The sequence below is a fragment of the Mucilaginibacter paludis DSM 18603 genome, assembly GCF_000166195.2.
GTDB lineage: Bacteria > Bacteroidota > Bacteroidia > Sphingobacteriales > Sphingobacteriaceae > Mucilaginibacter > Mucilaginibacter paludis.
Map to the genome: position 1 here is coordinate 6,191,046 of NZ_CM001403.1, position 20,719 is coordinate 6,211,764.

The 20,719-nt window shown below is 45.5% G+C and carries 6 protein-coding genes, 2 tRNA genes and 3 rRNA genes; all 11 read left to right on the forward strand.

Annotated elements, in window-relative coordinates; translation table 11 throughout:
- Positions 1–224 precede the first annotated feature (224 nt).
- A 16S ribosomal RNA gene (locus MUCPA_RS25990) occupies positions 225–1,747 on the forward strand.
- Between the two features lie 251 nt (positions 1,748–1,998).
- A tRNA-Ile gene (locus MUCPA_RS25995) sits at positions 1,999–2,073 on the forward strand.
- Positions 2,074–2,162: 89 nt separating this feature from the next.
- Positions 2,163–2,236: transfer RNA gene (locus MUCPA_RS26000), tRNA-Ala, on the forward strand.
- Positions 2,237–2,502: 266 nt separating this feature from the next.
- Positions 2,503–5,380, forward strand: a 23S ribosomal RNA gene (locus MUCPA_RS26005).
- Between the two features lie 315 nt (positions 5,381–5,695).
- Positions 5,696–5,807, forward strand: a 5S ribosomal RNA gene (gene rrf / locus MUCPA_RS26010).
- The 16S, 23S and 5S rRNA genes sit together here with 2 tRNA genes alongside, the layout of an rRNA operon.
- Before the next feature lie 245 nt (positions 5,808–6,052).
- A complete protein-coding gene (locus MUCPA_RS26015; RefSeq protein ID WP_008510460.1) occupies positions 6,053–7,279 on the forward strand; it encodes a right-handed parallel beta-helix repeat-containing protein in 1,227 nt (408 codons plus the stop codon).
- Between the two features lie 200 nt (positions 7,280–7,479).
- A complete protein-coding gene (locus MUCPA_RS26020) occupies positions 7,480–11,595 on the forward strand; it encodes a hybrid sensor histidine kinase/response regulator transcription factor (RefSeq protein WP_008510462.1) in 4,116 nt (1,371 codons plus the stop codon).
- A 195-nt stretch (positions 11,596–11,790) separates the two neighbouring features.
- Entirely contained in the window at positions 11,791–14,190 is a 2,400-nt protein-coding gene (locus MUCPA_RS26025) for a glycoside hydrolase family 3 N-terminal domain-containing protein (RefSeq protein ID WP_157543987.1), read from the forward strand.
- 274 nt (positions 14,191–14,464) lie between these two features.
- Positions 14,465–17,659, forward strand: a complete 3,195-nt coding sequence (locus MUCPA_RS26030) for a SusC/RagA family TonB-linked outer membrane protein (RefSeq protein ID WP_008510465.1) — start codon at positions 14,465–14,467, stop codon at positions 17,657–17,659.
- A gap of 18 nt (positions 17,660–17,677) precedes the next feature.
- The gene (locus MUCPA_RS26035) at positions 17,678–19,666 is read left to right on the forward strand and encodes a RagB/SusD family nutrient uptake outer membrane protein (protein ID WP_008510468.1); all 1,989 of its coding nucleotides are present in this window, start codon (positions 17,678–17,680) and stop codon (positions 19,664–19,666) included.
- A gap of 18 nt (positions 19,667–19,684) precedes the next feature.
- On the forward strand, positions 19,685–20,713 hold the full coding sequence (locus tag MUCPA_RS26040) for a DUF5017 domain-containing protein (RefSeq protein WP_008510470.1): 1,029 nt from the start codon (positions 19,685–19,687) through the stop codon (positions 20,711–20,713).
- The last annotated feature ends 6 nt before the right edge of the window (positions 20,714–20,719 follow it).

The window sequence follows — 20,719 nt, forward strand, 5'->3', positions numbered from 1 at the left end:
ACAAAACAAGAAGATTTGAGCCGGGCAACCGGTGAAAAATATAAAAGGAAAAGCGTGAGGCGGATCCGATCAAGTTCTTTAAAAAGAAGTAACATGTAGCGTAGCGGGGAGAATCACCTAAGGGAGATTCGAACCGTGAGAAGAAGAGAGTATCTGTATAAAGATATATAACACAGATTCTACAAATAATAAAGTAGGGTCAGAGATTTAAAAACTTAAAATTTACAATGGAGAGTTTGATCCTGGCTCAGGATGAACGCTAGCGGCAGGCCTAATACATGCAAGTCGGACGGGATAGGAGAGCTTGCTTTCCTTGAGAGTGGCGCACGGGTGCGTAACACGTATGTAACCTACCTTATCCAGGGGGATAGCCTCTCGAAAGAGAGATTAAGACCGCATAACATTATTGAACAGCATTGTTTAATAATCAAATATTTATAGGGATAAGATGGGCATGCGGGACATTAGCTAGTTGGTGCGGGTAACGGCCCACCAAGGCGACGATGTCTAGGGGATCTGAGAGGATGACCCCCCACACTGGTACTGAGACACGGACCAGACTCCTACGGGAGGCAGCAGTAAGGAATATTGGTCAATGGGCGGAAGCCTGAACCAGCCATGCCGCGTGCAGGAAGACGGCCCTACGGGTTGTAAACTGCTTTTGCAGGGGAATAAACCCTGGTATGTATACCAGGTTGAATGTACTCTGAGAATAAGGATCGGCTAACTCCGTGCCAGCAGCCGCGGTAATACGGAGGATCCAAGCGTTATCCGGATTTATTGGGTTTAAAGGGTGCGTAGGCGGCTTTTTAAGTCAGGGGTGAAAGACGGTAGCTTAACTATCGCAGTGCCTTTGATACTGAAGAGCTTGAATGAACTAGAGGTAGGCGGAATGTGACAAGTAGCGGTGAAATGCATAGATATGTCACAGAACACCAATTGCGAAGGCAGCTTACTATGGTTCGATTGACGCTGAGGCACGAAAGCGTGGGGATCAAACAGGATTAGATACCCTGGTAGTCCACGCCCTAAACGATGAACACTCGATGTTAGCGATATACAGTTAGCGTCTAAGCGAAAGCGTTAAGTGTTCCACCTGGGGAGTACGCCCGCAAGGGTGAAACTCAAAGGAATTGACGGGGGCCCGCACAAGCGGAGGAGCATGTGGTTTAATTCGATGATACGCGAGGAACCTTACCCGGGCTTGAAAGTTAGTGAATGATTCAGAGACGGATCAGTCCTTCGGGACACGAAACTAGGTGCTGCATGGCTGTCGTCAGCTCGTGCCGTGAGGTGTTGGGTTAAGTCCCGCAACGAGCGCAACCCCTATGTTTAGTTGCCAGCACGTCAAGGTGGGGACTCTAAACAGACTGCCTACGCAAGTAGAGAGGAAGGAGGGGACGACGTCAAGTCATCATGGCCCTTACGTCCGGGGCTACACACGTGCTACAATGGTCAGTACAGAGGGCCGCTACCTGGCAACAGGATGCCAATCTCCAAAAGCTGATCACAGTTCGGATCGGGGTCTGCAACTCGACCCCGTGAAGTTGGATTCGCTAGTAATCGCGTATCAGCAATGACGCGGTGAATACGTTCCCGGGCCTTGTACACACCGCCCGTCAAGCCATGGAAGCTGGAAGTACCTGAAGTGCGTAACCGCAAGGAGCGTCCTAGGGTAAAGTCGGTAACTGGGGCTAAGTCGTAACAAGGTAGCCGTACCGGAAGGTGCGGCTGGAATACCTCCTTTCTGGAGCAGATACACAAGCTCGACAATCACCACAAAAGACCCGCTACGCACATGTTTCTTTCTTTTTATAAAAAAACACCCAAAAGACAAGCCAATCAGTGGCTGTAACTAATAATAGGTACAGGAAACAAGAGTTGGCAGTTCAAGAAAGTCTGAAGTCATCAGTCGCAAGTCAGAAGTTAGCAGTTAGCAAAACAGCTAACGGAGAACAAGCCGACTCAAGACTAATTACTCAGGACTGCAGACTAAAAAGTCCGGTAGCTCAGTTTGGTTAGAGCACTACACTGATAATGTAGGGGTCAGCAGTTCAAATCTGCTCCGGACTACAAGGTGAAGCAAGAAGCAGGAAGTAAGAGGCAAGAAGCAAGAACAAAAAGCTTCGGGCCAGAAACTTCAAGCTTAAAAGCTGTCTTAAGGGGGATTAGCTCAGCTGGCTAGAGCACCTGCCTTGCACGCAGGGGGTCAACGGTTCGAATCCGTTATTCTCCACGATACCCACCAGTTTACCTAACAAGGTAAGGATATTGAAAAAGGCGATCCGCAACGGAAGACCGGGGTAAAAGTTCTTTGACATATTGGAAGAAGTAAATTAAAGAGAAAACAACAGTAGAGACGTTGTCAGGCTTTAGAAGTACGGAAATAGTAAATAAAGAGGAAAGGGGTTTAAATCTCAATACTCAATACGCACTACTCCATACTAATAAACAGGCAACCATCAAAAAAGCATACATACCGAGCAAAAGGCGGTATAGTAGAAGAAAGTAAGAAAGGGTACACGGGGGATGCCTTGGCTCTCAGAGGCGATGAAGGACGTGATAAGCTGCGATAAGCCGCGGGGATTAGCAAATATGAATTAATCCGCGGATTTCCGAATGGGGAAACCTATCCATTTGAAGAATGGATGCATAATATGCGCAAACCTGCTGAACTGAAACATCTAAGTAAGCAGAGGAAGAGAAAACAATAGTGATTTCCTGAGTAGTGGCGAGCGAAAGGGAAGAAGCCCAAACCAGGTATGTTACGGCATACCTGGGGTTATAGGACCACAACATGAATAACTGAATGAAACTGAACAGGGTGGGAAACCTGGCCATAGAGCATGAGAGCTGCGTAAGTGTAAGTTAGGTTAGGATAGTGGAATCCTGAGTACCGCGAGGTCGGAGACGCCTTGTGGGAATTTGCCGGCACCATCCGGTAAGGCTAAATACTCCTGAGAGACCGATAGTGAACCAGTACCGTGAGGGAAAGGTGAAAAGAACCCCGAACAGGGGAGTGAAATAGAACCTGAAACCGTGTACTTACAAGCGGTCGGAGCAGCGCAAGCTGTGACGGCGTGCCTTTTGCATAATGAGCCTACGAGTTACTCCTCTCTGGCAAGGTTAAGTGGTTCAGCCACGCAGCCGAAGCGAAAGCGAGTCTGAATAGGGCGTGCAGTCAGAGGGGGTAGACGCGAAACCTTGTGATCTACCCATGGACAGGTTGAAGGTGCCGTAACAGGTACTGGAGGACCGAACCGATAAACGTTGAAAAGTTTCCGGATGATCTGTGGGTAGGGGTGAAAGGCTAATCAAACTGGGAAATAGCTCGTACTCCCCGAAATGTTTTTAGGAACAGCCTGGCGGTTGAGTTATATAGAGGTAGAGCTACTAATTGGGTGCGGGGGAGTCAAATCCTACCAAATCCAGATAAACTCCGAATGCTATATAATATACGCTGGAGTGAGGCTCTGGGTGCTAAGGTCCAGGGCCGAGAGGGAAAGAACCCAGACCATCAGCTAAGGTCCCTAAATTACCACTAAGTTGAACTAACGAGGTCCGATTGCACAGACAGCTAGGATGTTGGCTTGGAAGCAGCCATTCATTTAAAGAGTGCGTAACAGCTCACTAGTCGAGCGATCGGGCATGGATAATAAACGGGCATCAAGTGGTATACCGAAGCTATGGATTTGCAGCAATGCATCTGGTAGGGGAGCATTCTAACACCGGTGAAGCAGATACGTAAGTTACTGTGGAGGTTTTAGAAAAGCAAATGTAGGCATAAGTAACGATAAGGCGGGAGAGAAACCCGCCCACCGAAAGACTAAGGTTTCCTGATCAACGCTAATCGGATCAGGGTTAGTCGGGGCCTAAGGTGAAGCCGAAGGGCGTAGCCGATGGATAACAGGTTAATAATCCTGTACTTTTTGTAACTGCGATGCGGTGACGGAGTAGTGAAACTGCCGCGATCTGACGGAATAGATCGTTAAAAGGCGTAGGTATAGAGCATGTAGGTAAGTCCGCAAGCTTTGCTGAAACCCAATAGTACTGCGAGCCTTCGGGTAAGCAGATAGAGCAGGTAACCAGACTTCCAAGAAAACCCGCTAAGCTTCAGGTTATAAAAACCCGTACCGTAAACCGACACAGGTAGTCGAGGAGAGAATCCTAAGGTGCTCGAGTGAATCATGGCTAAGGAACTCGGCAAAATGGCCCTGTAACTTCGGGAGAAGGGGCGCTGGCAGTAATGTCAGCCGCAGTGAAAAGGCCCAGGCGACTGTTTAACAAAAACACATGGCTTTGCAAAATCGAAAGATGAAGTATAAGGCCTGACACCTGCCCGGTGCTGGAAGGTTAAAAGGGGATGTTAGTCGCAAGGCGAAGCATTGAATTGAAGCCCCAGTAAACGGCGGCCGTAACTATAACGGTCCTAAGGTAGCGAAATTCCTTGTCGGGTAAGTTCCGACCTGCACGAATGGTGTAACGATCTGGGCGCTGTCTCAGCCATGAGCTCGGTGAAATTGTGGTATCGGTGAAGACGCCGGTTACCCGCAACGGGACGGAAAGACCCCATGCACCTTCACTATAGCTTAACATTGATATCGGGTACAGGATGTGTAGGATAGGTGGGAGACTGTGATCTGGCTTCGCTAGGAGTCAGTTAGTCAACGTTGAAATACCACCCTTTCTGTATTTGGTGTCTAACTCGATAATGTCGAGGACATTGTTTGGCGGGTAGTTTGACTGGGGTGGTCGCCTCCAAAAAGGTAACGGAGGCTTTCAAAGGTAAGCTCAGTACGCTTGGTAACCGTACGTGGAGTGCAATAGCATAAGCTTGCTTGACAGTGAGACAGACAAGTCGAGCTGGGTCGAAAGACGGATATAGTGATCCGGTGGTTCTGCATGGAAGGGCCATCGCTCAAAGGATAAAAGGTACGCTGGGGATAACAGGCTGATCTCCCCCAAGAGCTCATATCGACGGGGAGGTTTGGCACCTCGATGTCGGCTCGTCACATCCTGGGGCTGGAGAAGGTCCCAAGGGTTGAGCTGTTCGCTCATTAAAGTGGCACGCGAGCTGGGTTCAGAACGTCGCGAGACAGTTCGGTCCCTATCTGTTGTGGGCGTTGGAAGTTTGAGTGGGGCTGACCTTAGTACGAGAGGACCGGGTTGGACGAACCTCTAGTGAATCTGTTATGGCGCCAGCTGTACTGCAGAGTAGCTACGTTCGGAATAGATAAGCGCTGAAAGCATCTAAGTGCGAAACTAGCCACAAGATGAGACTTCCATAGAGGGTCGTAGCAGACTACTACGTTGATAGGTTACCGGTGTAAAGGTGGTGACATCATAGCCAAGTAATACTAATAACCCGAAGCTTTCTCATAGCAGGTAATAACGGTGAGCAGAGGAAAGAAGCAAGAAAAAAGAAACAAGACTTCGGTCGTGCTTCCTGACTCTTAACTCCTGATTCTGTTCACTCAACACAAAGCTGTTGTTTTCTCTGGAACTTACTTCTTTCAATAATATGTCATTGTTTACAGGAGATGTGAGCTGATAGCTATGAGATCTGAGACGAAAGTCGAGGAAAGGTAGATCAATCAGGTAACATCATTCTTAAAACAAATAAAATATCAGATGACGGTATCAAGCAGAAAAGAGTCTCAAATCTCAGATCTCAATACTGAAATCTACAAGAAATTCAGGTGCCTATATCGGCGGTGTCTACCTCTTCCCATTCCGAACAGAGAAGTCAAGCCCGCCAGAGCCGATGGTACTGCGGTAAAACGTGGGAGAGTAGGTCGGTGCCCAATCTTAAATTAACCTCACTAACTTTTGTTAGTGGGGTTTTTTTATGTGATAATCTTTTTCCTCCTCCTGCTTCTCAAATCTTGCTTCTCGCCTCTAACTTCCTGCTTCTTTCCTCTAACCTCTTGCTTCTTTCCTCCCGCTAAAAGCGAATATTCAACCCTATTTACACCGATTATTTACCCCTCATCAATGTTGATTTAGCTCATATTCGCTTTCATACAATATCAAACAGCTAAAATCAAACATTATGAAGAAAAAATTTACTTTGAAGCTCCTGGCAATGGCTATGGCAGCAGGCCTCCTGTCGTGTTCTAAAAATCCTGTTGTGGCTCCTTCTGTGGTTCTGCCCGATCAATCCGCAACAATAAGCAGCAGTTTTTCGGTTGCCGATCATGTTATCGAAACAGGTATGACATTGGCACAGATCAATGCGGTAATAGCAGGTGCCAGTGCAGGCCAAACAGTATCTGTACAAGCCGGTACCTATACTATAACGGGTAAAATTGTGATGAAGGCAGGGGTTAAACTGGTTAAGCAAACCAGTACCAATCCCATATTCGACGCCACTGGTTTAACTACCCAGCTTACCTTAAGTTACGGCACCGAAGTTAACAACTGTTTATTTTCTGGCATTACGTTCTGGAACATCCGGATGGTGGTTACAAGCGCGCAAAGTATAGCAATTAAGTATTGCATATTTGATTACGGTAAACGGAACGTCAATACCAATAAAACCAATAATCTGAAAGACGATTATGTGGAGCTGGTAAGTACAGATAGCTCGCTTGTAAGCAATTGTGTGTTTTGCCACCGCTCTTCTGACCCCGGGCGCGGCGTGTGGACCAAAAGTACAACCAACGCCAAAATATTAAACAATACCTTTGGCAACGGTGGTACCACCGGCTATTTTGTTTGTGGTATTAATGATAACAGCCAGAGCAACTCGCTATTGGATAATAACGTGATCAACCGGAACACAAGTTTAAACACGATAGATTCGCTTACAGATCATGGTATTTATGCACATAGTTTTAACGGCTTAACTATCTCCAATAACACCATTTCCGGCTGGCCGGCAAACGGGAGTGGTGGTGCAGTAAAAGTGCGCAACGGCCAAAATGTGACCATATCATCCAATACCATGAATAATTCGGGCGTTTTGCTCTATGAGTATTCAAATTTGCCTGCATACCCCTATCTTAAATACGTAATTGTATCAGGCAATACCATCAACATGGATAGTGCCGCAAACGATGCCTATCATGGCGTAGGTTACTATCGCGATAATACAACAGATACCGAATATTCAATCCTCATCCAAAACAACCTGATTCCTAACGGAACTATTTGGGTAAACGGCAGCAACCTTAATGTAACTAATTTTAACGCAGCAGGCGGCGGTGTATATAATAATCAAACCGCTGCGGGTAATTTGTACCTCAGGAGCGGTATCAGCAACTCCGGCAATTATTGAGTATTGTAGTGTGATTGATAAATAGGGCCGTATCGGCCCCTGGTAAAATGGATCGTATTATTTGCCAGGGGCCGGTATCGCCTTGTTGATGTTACCCGCCCAAAGCATCCCGTTGTTAACTTTAACAGAGTGTTTTATTAAACTTAAAAAAATGTTAATTTTAGGAGTTGATAAGGCATCTGTAATTGTTACGGTACGAGATGAGAAAAAATTTAATCCTGATTTGTTTAATTTTTACCTTCTGTAATACCTCGTTCGGCCAGATCTCTTTCGATCACCTCTCTGTTGCCAATGGGCTTTCGCAAAGTACGGTACTCTCTATTTTTAAGGATAGCAGGGGTTATATGTGGTTCGGTACGCGCGACCGGCTTAACCGGTATGATGCCCGCCACATTAAGGTATATAATTACGATTACCAGGATAGCACCAGCATCAGTTGCAGTGATTACATATTTTCGGTATTTGAAGACCGGGAAAAAAATCTTTGGATAGGCACCGTAAAAGGGCTCAACAAATACCTGCCCGAAAGTGATTCGTTCCAGCGTATTCTGAACAATCCGGCCAACAGTAATAGTTTAAGCGGTAATAGTATTTACTGCATTTATCAGGATAGTAGGGGTAACAGGTGGTTTGGCAGTAATAACGGGCTAAATATGCTGCCGGCCGGCGGGTCACAAAAATTCACCCGTTTTTTTAAGTCAAGCCGCACTCAGCCAGGCTTAGCCGGAAATGAAGTTTATGTGGTTTATGAGGATCGGAGCAAAAATTTGTGGATTGGTACTACAGAGGGCTTAAGCCGGATGACTTTTAAAAACGGCGGATACACATTTACTTCTTTTACAAGCTCGCCATCAAACCCGCAGGGGCTCGACGGCAATTTTGTTAAAACCATAACCGAAGATCAGCACGGTAATCTTTGGATAGGTACCGAAACTGGTGGGTTAAATCTTTTTAATCCTCAAACTTCAACCTTTAGTCATTTTAAGCACGATCCTTTTAATAACAACAGCCTGAGTAATAATGATGTGCGGAAGATTATGCCGGACAAAAAAGGGAAATTGTGGATTGGCACCATGAATGGCCTTAATATTTTTGACCCCGGTACCAAACAGTTTACTCACTACGACCACGATGTTGAAAACCGGAATAGCTTAAGCGATAATTCCATTAAAGATATTTACCTGGATAATAACGGCACCATTTGGATAGGCACCATGTTTGGCGGCGTTAACGTCATCCAGCCTAACAGTATTCCGTTCACGGTTTATCAAAGCAACAAGTTTAAAAACAGCATCAGCAGTAATATTGTAAGCGCTATTGTTGCCGACTCAAAGCAAAACCTGTGGATTGGTACCGAAGGCAACGGCCTTAATTACTTCGACAAGGCTAAGGGTACCTTTAAACACTATATTAATCATCCCGGCGATGCGGGCAGCATAGGTACAAATTTTATTAAAGCACTTTACCGGGATAAGGAGAATAACCTGTGGGTGGGCCTGCATCAGGGCGGGCTTGATTTATTGATGCCATCAGGTGATAGTTTTAAACATTATCGCCATAATGCCGACGATCCGAATTCCATCAGCAGTGATATTGTAAGCTGCATGCTTGAAGATAGCAGCAACCGGTTTTGGATTGGCACATCGATGGGGATGGTAATTTTTGACAAATCGAAGCAACAATTCTGTAAGTACATCAGCAACCCTGCCAATCCTTTACATTTAAGCAGCCGTGGCATCAGGTGTATCTATGAGGATTCCAGGCATAATATCTGGGCGGGTACCACCGGGGGACTCAATGTGCTGAAGGCCGGGGCATCATCATTTTTCTGGTTCAAGGCCAATGAGCTCGATAGTAACAGTTTAAGAGTAGGCTATATCAATTGCATTAAGGAAGATAGTCGCGGCAATATTTGGATAGGCTCTTTTCATGGCGGCCTGAGCAGGTTTATGGCGAAAAGCCAAACGTTTAAAACGTATACCACCCAAAATGGCATGCCGAGCGATAATGTATTAAATATTCAGCAGGGCGATGATGGGTACTTATGGGTTAGTACCGATAATGGCCTGGCAAAATTTAACATCAATACCGGGAAGGTGAAGGTTTATACCGTAAAGGATGGTTTACCAACAAACGAGTTTAACTACAATTCATCGTTTAAAGATGCAGCCGGTAATTTATATTTCGGCACGTACAATGGGTTGGTAAATTTTAGTCCGAAACAAATTAAAGAGAACGGTATTGCCCCACCGGTGTTGTTTACCGGTTTAAAACTTTTTAACAGGCCTGTAAATATTATGGATAAAACCAACCTGTTAACAAAAGATATCAGCTTAACAAACCAGATTATCTTCACACACGACCAAAACGTTTTTAGCCTCGATTTTACCGCCCTTAATTATGATAAGCCTGACAGGAATCACTACATGTACAAATTGGAAGGCTTTGAAAAGGACTGGAATTATGTAAGCAACCCAACGGCCACTTATACCAATTTGCCTGCCGGCGATTATAATTTTTTAGTGCGGGGAAGCAACAACGATGGCTTATGGAGTAAAAACGTTAAATCGTTACATATCAAAATATTGCCGCCCTTATGGAAGACCTGGTGGGCGTACGTGTTCTATGTATCCGCTTTTTTGCTGATCTTATATCTGGTGATCCGCTTTTTCCGCAGGCAGGCAAGGCTTGAGCGCGATTTATATTATGAACATCTGAATTATGAACGCCAGCAGGAAGTATATCAACTAAAGCTCGATTTTTTTACCAAAATATCTCACGAGATCAGGACACCGCTTACCCTGATATTGGCGCCCGTTGAAAAGCTGATTGATTTAACGCTTGATCATGGTGTGATAAGCCGGCAACTGGTTTACGTAAAACAAAATGCTGATCGTTTGATCAGGTTGGTTAACGAATTGCTTGATTTCAGGAAAGTTGAAACCGGCCACATGAAGCTCTACGTATCAGAACATGATATGGTGAAGTTTTGCTATGATATTTATATGTCGTTCGAGCGGTTGAGTGTAGCCCAAAACATGACCTACCGTTTTGAGTGCGATAGCCAAGGTATCCCCGCGTATTTTGATGGCCCGCAATTTGAAAAGGTGCTTTTTAATATCTTATCCAATGCGTTTAAATTTACACCTGATAACGGCAGCATCACGCTATCTGTATTTTCAGGCGCAGATACGATCGATATCTTGATTACCGATAACGGCATCGGGATATCTGACGAGGCGCAACAACATATTTTTGAAAATTTTTACCAGGATAAGCATTCTTCAAAATCATCCGGCTGGGGCATCGGTTTGGCTCTGGCCAAAAATATAATTGAACTGCATCAAGGCACAATCTCGGTTAACAGCACAGCCGCCACTGCCGATCATTCCGGGAGCACATCCTTTAAAGTGTCGGTACTAAAGGGTAAGACCCATTTTAGCGATGATGAACTGGTAGACGAAATTATTCAGGAACCATCTTCGTATCAGCCTTATTATCCCGAACCTGTTTTAAATGAAGAGTTATTAAAGGAGGGGGATATTGAAAAGCCGGTGATCTTATTAATTGAGGACAATGAGGAAGTGCGTGGTTTTGTGAAGGAAGCCCTGAGCAACAGCTATGAAATTCATGAGAGCGTTAATGGCCATGAAGGTTGGGAAACAGCTACCAGGCTTATCCCGGATCTGATTATCAGCGACGTAACCATGCCGGTTATGGATGGCCTCGAGCTGTGTTCAAAAATTAAAACCGACGACCGTACCAACCATATTCCTGTTATACTGCTCACCGCCAAAGCCGCCCATACACACCAGGTTAGCGGGTTAGAAACAGGGGCCGATGCTTACATCACCAAGCCCTTCAGTATGCAGATACTCGAACTGAACATCCGCAATTTATTGCAGGCCCGGCAGGCCATGCGGCAAAAATATGCTCAGCAGGTTACTTTAATGCCTAAAAATAAGGTGATCGATTCGCCCGACGAGCAGTTTTTAACTAAGTTGATGGACATCGTTGAGCGCAATATGGAAGATCCGGATTTTGATGTTGTGAAACTGGTGAAAGAGATCGGCATGAGCCAAACCGTACTTTACCGCAAAATTAAGGCGCTTACCGATTTAACCATTACCGATTTTATTAAATCGGCCAGGTTAAAGCAGGCGGCGTTATTGTTAAGTCAAAATAAACTCACTATAGCCGGTGTTGCTTATGCTGTTGGCTTTAACGACCGGAAGTATTTCAGTAAAGAATTTAAGAAACAGTTTGGCAAAGCGCCCTCAGAGTATGTTGAACAAAATTCGGCTTCAACTTTTTGATCAGTTAATGGCGTATTGCGTTTAATTTAACTATTATTTAGCATTAGCCCGATTATTCCCCCTAAATAGGCTGCATTTTACCCCCTTGTCAGGCCTTTTCAACCTCATATTCGCTTTAAGTAAATGTTGCAGGCAACCGGTACACGTGCTGCAAAAAATACATTTATTGAATTATCCAAACCTGTTATTATAAAAATGAAATTGACTATCCGCATCAAATATGCTTTGCCTTGCGTAATTGCTTTTTTTTACCTGCTTACCTGCCTATCGTTTAAGGCTGATCCGCCTATTTATAAGAAAGGCTGGATCGACCTGAATAAAAACGGAAAGAAGGATATTTATGAGGATAGCACGCAACCTATTGAGGCGCGTTTAAACGATTTGATCGGCCAGATGACCCTGGAAGAAAAAACATGTCAACTGGCTACCTTATATGGTTACAAACGGATCCTGAAAGATTCTGTACCAACACCCGAATGGAAAAATGAGATCTGGAAAGACGGTATAGCCAATATCGACGAACATTTAAACGGCTTTATCACCTGGGGTAAAACATCAGATTTGCCACTGGTAACCGATGTTAAAAAGCACGTTTGGGCCATGAACCAAACTCAGCGCTTTTTTATTGAGCAAACCCGTTTGGGTATCCCTGTTGATTTTACTAACGAGGGTATCCGGGGCGTAGAGGCTTATCAGGCCACGGCCTTCCCCACGCAGCTTAATATGGGCATGACCTGGGATAAACCCCTGGTTAATCAAATGGGTAATATTACCGGCATGGAAGCCCGGGCACTTGGCTATACCAATGTTTATGCACCGATATTAGACGTAGCCCGCGACCAGCGTTGGGGCAGGCTGGAAGAGGTTTATGGCGAGGACCCTTACCTGGTTGCCCGCCTGGGTGTGGAGATGGCTAAAGGGATGCAGCAAAATAACCAGATAGCCGCTACCGCCAAACACTTTGCCGTTTATAGCGCCAATAAAGGCGGCCGTGAGGGTTTGGCCCGTACCGACCCGCAGGTAGCGCCGCGCGAGGTGGAAAATATATTGCTGTATCCGTTTAAAAAGGTAATTAAGGAAGCCGGCCTGATGGGGGTGATGAGCTCTTATAACGATTATGACGGTATCCCGATTTCGGGCAGCAGTTATTGGCTGATACAACGCCTAAGGCAGGAATTTGGCTTTAAAGGCTATGTAGTAAGCGATAGCGATGCGCTGGAATACCTGTACAATAAACACCATGTTGCCGCCGACCTGAAAGATGCCGTTTACCAGGCCTTTATGGCGGGGATGAATGTGCGCACCACTTTCAGAACCCCCGATAGCATTATTATTTATGCCCGGCAATTGGTTAAAGAGGGTAAACTGCCTATAGATACCATTAACAGCCGGGTACGCGATGTGCTGAGGGTTAAGTTTAAATTAGGTTTGTTTGATCACCCTTATGTACAGGATGCCGAAGCCAGCGCTAAATTAGTTAACTGCGCCGCTAACCAGGCGGTAGCCTTGCAGGCATCTAAAGAAAGTATTGTACTGTTGAAAAACAAGGGTGCCATTTTGCCTTTATCCAAACAACAAACTTTAGCGGTAATAGGCCCCAACGCCCTTAACGACGATTATGCACATACGCACTACGGCCCGCTGGCATCAAAAAGTATCAATATATTAGAGGGGATTCAGGCTAAGGTTGGCGCAGGTAAAGTGCTGTATGCCCTGGGCTGTAATTTGGTAGACAAGCATTGGCCCGAAAGTGAGATACTGCCGCAAGACCCTGATCAGGCAGAGCAAGCCAAAATAGACAGCGCGGTTACCATAGCGCGGCATGCCGATGTGGCTGTTGTTGTACTGGGGGGCAATACCCAAACTGCCGGCGAAAATAAAAGTCGCACCAGCCTTGATCTTCCCGGTTACCAGCTGAGGTTGGTTAAAGCGGTTAAGGCTACCGGTAAGCCGGTGGTGGTAGTTTTGATAGGATCGCAGCCGATGACGATCAATTGGATAGATCAGCATATTGATGGCATTATTTACGCAGGTTATCCCGGCACGCAGGGTGGCACCGCTGTTGCCGATGTGTTGTTTGGCGATTATAATCCCGGTGGTAAGCTCACTTTAACGTTTCCGAAATCGGTTGGGCAATTGCCGTTTAATTTCCCCACAAAGCCAAATTCAGAAACAGACGAGGGCGAGCTCGCCAAAATTAAGGGACTGCTTTATCCGTTTGGTTTCGGGTTGAGCTATACCACTTTTGCTTACAGTGATTTGAAGATCAGCCCCGCTATTCAGAGTGATCAGGGTAACGTTACCGTTAGCTGTAAGGTAACCAACACAGGCAAAGTGGCCGGCGACGAGGTTGTTCAGTTATACCTCCGTGATGTATTAAGTACCGTTACCACTTACGAAAAAGTTTTACGTGGCTTTGATCGCCTCAGCTTAAAACCCGGCGAAACCAAAGAAGTGATGTTTACCATCGTTCCCGATGATTTGAAATTATATAACCGCCAAATGAAGTATGTTGTTGAGCCTGGTGAGTTTAAGGTAATGGTGGGAGCATCGTCAGATAACATTAAATTAACAGGAACTTTCGAGATAAAATAAATACAAAAAATGCGCTATGTAGGTTTAAAAGCACCATTGGCGAATTAATTACCCTAATTAAACTAAAAAATCACCCCTATTTTATTAACTAAAACTTCAAATTCGTTTAACCCAGCATTAATTAAAAAACGATGAACAAAAACGTACCTAAACTTCCCCGCATTCAACCAGATGCACGCTTGCTATTGTACGACGGTAGCTACAGATGTTATACTGCCCTAAAAAGCAAAAGCCGGATTTTTAAATAAGGAATAACCCAGTAAAACAACGGAAAATGAAAAAATGTATACTTTGTTTTTATTGTAACCCCTTTAAGGCACGCCAAAACTTTAAAAAAGTGTTTATCCTGTTATTACTTAGTTTTATTTCATTAGGCTCTTTTGCCCAGGCAAAAAAAATATCAGGTACAGTAAAAGATGCCAATAACGAGAGCCTTATTGGCGTAACCGTTAAGGTAAAAGATGGGCAAGCCAGCACCAGTACCGATGCGCAAGGGAAATATACCATTACGGTTACCGGTAACCAGGCCGTATTGATTTTTAGTTACCTGGGCTTTGTAAGCCAGCAGCAGATGGTAGGCAGCCGGAGCATAATTAACGTTACATTGGAGGGCCAGTCAACGGGCCTTAACGAGGTGGTCGTAATAGGCTACGGAACTTCAAAGAAAAAAGATTTGACCGGGTCAGTCGCCCAGGTGGCTATGACCGATCTCAATAAAGCGCCGGTACGTTCTATAGATGAGGCATTAGCCGGTCGTATCGCAGGCGTTCAGGTCAACTCATCCGATGGGCAACCCGGTTCCGCTGTCAACATCGTGATTCGTGGGGCAAATTCTATCACTCAGGATAATTCGCCCTTATATGTAGTTGATGGCTTCCCGATAGAAGGCTTCAACTTAAATACCTTTAACCCGCAGGATATCGAATCTATCGAGGTATTAAAGGATGCCTCTTCCACCGCCATTTACGGCGCCAGGGGAGCAAACGGTGTCGTAATCATCACCACAAAAAAAGGAAGTGCGGGCGATGCACAAATTACCTTTACAACAATGCAGAGTTTTAGTAAGAATATTAAAACCATGCAGTTGATGAACGCTTATGATTTTTTAGCCTATAACCTGGAGCGCGACCTAACCATCGGCTCGAGCGCCAGCCCTTCGCCAACCTATACTTATTTAACCCAGCCCGGCAAAACCCTGGCCGATTATCAAAATTATCCTGCTACCGACTGGCAATCGCCATTCTTTAAAACCGGCAGCCTCAGAAATTATTCGCTGGCGATAAGGGGCGGAACAAAACAAACCTTGTACTCCGTTTCAGGTTCGATCGATAACCAGGACGGAACAATAATCAGCACTGGGTATGACCGTTACCAGGGCCGGGTTACCTTAGATCAAACGGTTAATGATAAATTAAAGGTTGGCATCAATGCCAATTACGCGCACATGCTGCAATATGGCAACAGCGCATCGGCATCCACCAACAGCGGTACTACCAATATACTTTATAGTGTATGGGGCTATAATCCATTATCAAGCTACTCAGACGTGGATGCCCTGGACGCTACCACCAGCTCTGCCAACGATTATAAATTCAACCCGATTTTAAATCAGGCCAACCTGGTACGCAACGTTAAAACCGATAACCTCAATGTAAATACCTATTTAACCTATTCCATTACGCCAAAACTGGTTTTAAAGGTTACCGGTGTTTTAAATAACAGCATTGTTGATAACGAAAATTTCAACAACTCAAATACCTATTATGGCAGCCCTTTAACCAATGCGGGCAAATCCAACGGTGTAAACGGTTCTGTTTCTACCGCTAAGGTGAATAACTGGGCCAACGAGAACACTTTAACTTATACCAATATCTTCAATAAAGCCCATAACCTTAACGTGCTGGTGGGTTTTACAGAGCAAGGCAATACATCAAGTACACGGGGCTTTGGTGCCAACTTTGTGCCTAACGAATCCCTTGGAATCAGTGGCCTCGACGAGGGTACATTAAACCCATCTGCTACAAAAGATGTCAGCTCGTTATGGAATGCCGCTTCGTTTTTGAGCAGGATAGCCTATAATTATAATTCAAAGTATTACGCCACATTTTCTTACCGCGCCGATGGGTCGTCAAAATTTGCACCTCAGAATCATTGGGGCTACTTCCCGTCTGCGGCTGTTGCCTGGAGATTCACCGAAGAAGATTTCCTGAAAAACAATAAGATCATATCCGATGGTAAACTAAGATTGAGCTATGGTAAAACGGGTAACAACCGGGTGGGCGATTTTTCATACCTGTCAAGCACCGGTATCCCTACCAATATGAGCTATTCATTTAACAATACTTATGTATCCAGCATTGTCCCCTTAACCATAGGCAACCCTGATTTAAAGTGGGAAACTACCGGTCAGTACGATGCAGGCTTCGATCTGTCTTTTTTAAATAGCCGGATCAATTTAACAGCCGATGTGTACAGAAAAACCACTAAAGATCTGCTGTTGAACGCTACGTTGCCTACATCAACAGGTTATTCCACCGCCTACGAGAACATTGGCAGCGTACAAAACCAAGGCCTGGAGCTTACCTTAAATACGGTCAACGTAGTCAGTAAGGATTTTAAATGGAGCAGCAGCTTTAATATCTCATTTAACCAGAACAAGGTGCTGGCCCTGGCCAATAATCAGGAAGCATTGTTAACCTCGGTGGCCTGGGATAATAATTGGTCGTCAATACCCGGTTATATTGCCAAGGTAGGGCAGCCGCTCGGGTTGATGTATGGCTATATATGGGATGGTGTTTACCAATACAGCGATTTTAATAAAACTGCCACAGGTACATATATATTAAAAGATAATGTGCCAACTAACGGCAATACGCGTACCAGCATTCAACCCGGCGATATCAAATACAAAGACCTGAATGGCGACGGCGTAGTAAACTCGTCGGATTATACGGTAATAGGCCGTTCACAGCCTATACATACCGGCGGCTTCAGTAACAATTTCACCTATAAAAATTTCGATCTCAACATATTCTTCCAATGGTCGTATGGTAACCAAATCCAGAACACCAGCCGTTTGGTATTTGAGGGTAACGCGTTAAATAAACCTTATTTAGAGCAGTTTAGCAGCTATAGCGATCATTGGACACCAACTAATACGGGCTCGTCAAATTACCGTTCGGGCGGCTATTATGGCGGCGGCTACTCAACCAGGACTGTGGAGGATGGCTCTTATTTACGCTTGAAAACGGCTTCACTGGGATACAATATTCCAAAAAAACTATTGAAAAAGATCAATGTATCTTCATTCAGGGTTTACGTATCCGGCCAGAATTTATATACCTGGACGAAATATACCGGCCTGGACCCCGAAGTGAGTACCTATAATTCGGCACTTACCGGTGGATTTGATTATAGCGCTTATCCAAGATCGCGGACTATTGCTTTTGGAGCGAATATTACTTTTTAATTTAAAAAAAGCGAAAAAATGAAACGTATATTATTCATTCTGTTAACCATATTGAGTTTAAGTGTGGTTTCCTGCAAGAAATTCCTGAATACGGTTCCAACTGATTCACTGGTAACTACAGATTATTATACTACCGAATCAAAATTAAACAGCGCTTTGGCCGGGGTTTATCAGCCATTGGGTACTGCCGGAATATATGGCGATAACATGTTCGATCAAATGGGCGCCAGCACAGATGAAGGCTTTTACGCGCGGTCGGCCCAAACAACGGGTATCATGGTTTATAATTTTGACTATGGCAACAGCGACCTGAACAATTTTTGGACGCAACTATACCAGGGTATTGAAAGGGCTAATCTGCTTATCCAAAATATCAACCTCGCTCCGATGGACGAAACCAAAAGGCAGGTAATATTAGGAGAGGCGCTTTTTTTACGCGGCTACTATCATTTTTTGCTGGTGAGTAATTTTGGCGATGTGCCGCTAAAAACAGCGCCTACCTCGTCGGTAACCAATGTAAATATCCCGCGTACGCCGACTAAGCAGGTTTATGCCCAGGTATTGGCCGATATGCAGGCCGCCGAGGGTAAGGTAAGCACCGCTACAGCCTTAGGTTATGGTGGCCACGTTTCAAAAACTGCCATCGAAGGGATTTTGGCGAGGGTTTGTTTAACTATGGCTGGCGCTCCGCTTAATGACGAATCCAAATATGCCGATGCTTTAATGTGGGCAAAAAAGGTTCAGGCCTCCGGCGAGCATAGCCTTAATTCAAGCTATCGCCAGGTATTTATTAACCTGCACCAGGATCTTTACGATGTTAGGGAAAGTATGTGGGAGGTTGAAAACAAAGGTACGGGTGCCGATGGCTTGGGGAACGTAAACCGTTTAGGCAATACTAACGGTATTGCGCTGTCTGTTAATTACGATGCCATTGGCTACAGCTACGGTTTTGTTAATACCACAGCTAAGTTATTTAATTTATATGCGCCGGGCGATATCAGGCGCGATTGGTCGATTGCGCAGTTTAGCTACAATAGCGCTACCACGCCGGTTTCTTACACCTACTTTACATCAGCCCAGATCTATAACCGCAACGCGGGCAAGTTCCGCAGGGAGTATGAAATATCTGCCCTGAAAAGTAAAAATATTACGCCCATCAATTTCCCTATCCTGAGATACTCGGATGTATTATTGATGCTGGCCGAGGCGGAAAATCATATCAATGGCCCTACCAGCATCGCTTATGATGCGATCAACCAGGTAAGAAGGCGCGGTTTCGGCCTAAACCCTAATACTCCGGTGGTTTCGATAAGTGTGCTCAATAACCTTACCCTGGCCACAGCGGGTAATACCGGTTACCTCACATCGGTACCCAACATCCCAATCACCTTTACCGGGGGCGGTGGCACCGGTGCTACGGGTATGGCCACGGTATCTACATCAACAGGTAAGGTAACATCCATCGCTATCCTTAACCCGGGCAGTGGTTATACCTCGGCACCTACGGTTAATATCGGCACGGCATGGGCAGCTAACACGGTTTATACCACAGGTACCCAGGTATATAATGCCAATAATTTATATACTGTAACCACCGCCGGAACATCTACAACCACGGCACCCACGCAAACATCCGGCGCATCCGCGGCAGCTACCACCGGGGCCGTATTTACCTACGCAGGGGCCAGGGCTACAGCCACGGCTACTATTGCAACCTCGGCTGTTGATCTTTCAGGCCTAAGCACGTCAACATTTTTACTGGCCATTCAGGATGAAAGGGCAAGGGAACTTTGTTACGAGTCGTTACGCAGGCCAGATCTGATCCGCTGGGGTATCTGGGTATCCACCATGAACGCGCTCGCCGCCGATATGAAAGCAAATGCGGGGACTACCTATGCCTACGGCGCATTAGCAGGTTCAAATATTACTACCAGAAATATTTTCTATCCTATTCCGGCATCGGAAATTTCGGTAAACAGCGCAGCTACTCAAAATCCCGGATGGTAATTAAATCAACAAAAAGATATGTCACAAAATAAAAATATCATACCAGTCAGATCGCTTATCCTGATCGCGTTTTTATTTGCTTGCTCGGCTTGCAGCAAAAAGATAGACGTAAAACCTGTTACGTTTGATGTAAGCAGCAACAAGTTAAAGGGAGCGGCAAGCACCACATTCACGCTTACCGATACCGTTTTGTTTAAGTTTACCGGTAACCCGGATATGATCACCTTTTTTTCGGGCGAGGTTGGCAAGCGGTATGAATATGCCGGTCGCACCTCAGCCGCAGGTATGCCTCAATTGCAGTTCAGCACCGTAAGGGCAAACGGAGCGCAGGCCGGTTCGCTGTCGTTATTGGTCTCGACAGATTTTAAAGGCGTTGTTGCCAATACGGTGTATGGCTCTTTAATCCGCGATACCGCCGCTACCAATGCCAATATTGCCGCGGCTACCTGGACCGACATTACCAGCAGGGCAACGCTATCAACCGGGGCAACTACGGCAGTATCCTCCGGCCTGATCGATCTTTCTGATTTTTCAAAGGGCAAGCCGGTTTATATCGCCTTTAAATATACAGCCACCGCGGGAACCATTCAAAACAAGTGGACCATCAGCGCATTGTCGGTAAATAATGTGCTGGCCGATGGCACTACCTATACCATAGCCAGTTTAAATGGACCAACTACGGCTATAACCAATTATGGTAGTAATACTTACGGGCCGGGTTGGGCCGTATCGTACGATCTGGCAAAAAATGCTAACAAATATGCCTGGGTTTATACCGATAAAACTTCGCTGGTGATAACCGGGGCAACTACTGCCGCGGCCGCCACAGCCGGAGCGGAGGTATGGGCAGTGATGGGGCCTGTTGATTTAACCAGGGTTACGCCCGATGTAGGCTTAAGCATAAAGGCTATTTCGGCCCGGTTATCATCCTACCAATATAACTACGCTGCCGCCGGAACTTACAATGCCGTATTTGTAGCTTCTAATACCACGCCCGATGCGTCAAACAGTATTGTTAAAAAAAATACGATAACCGTTACGCCCTGAATAACG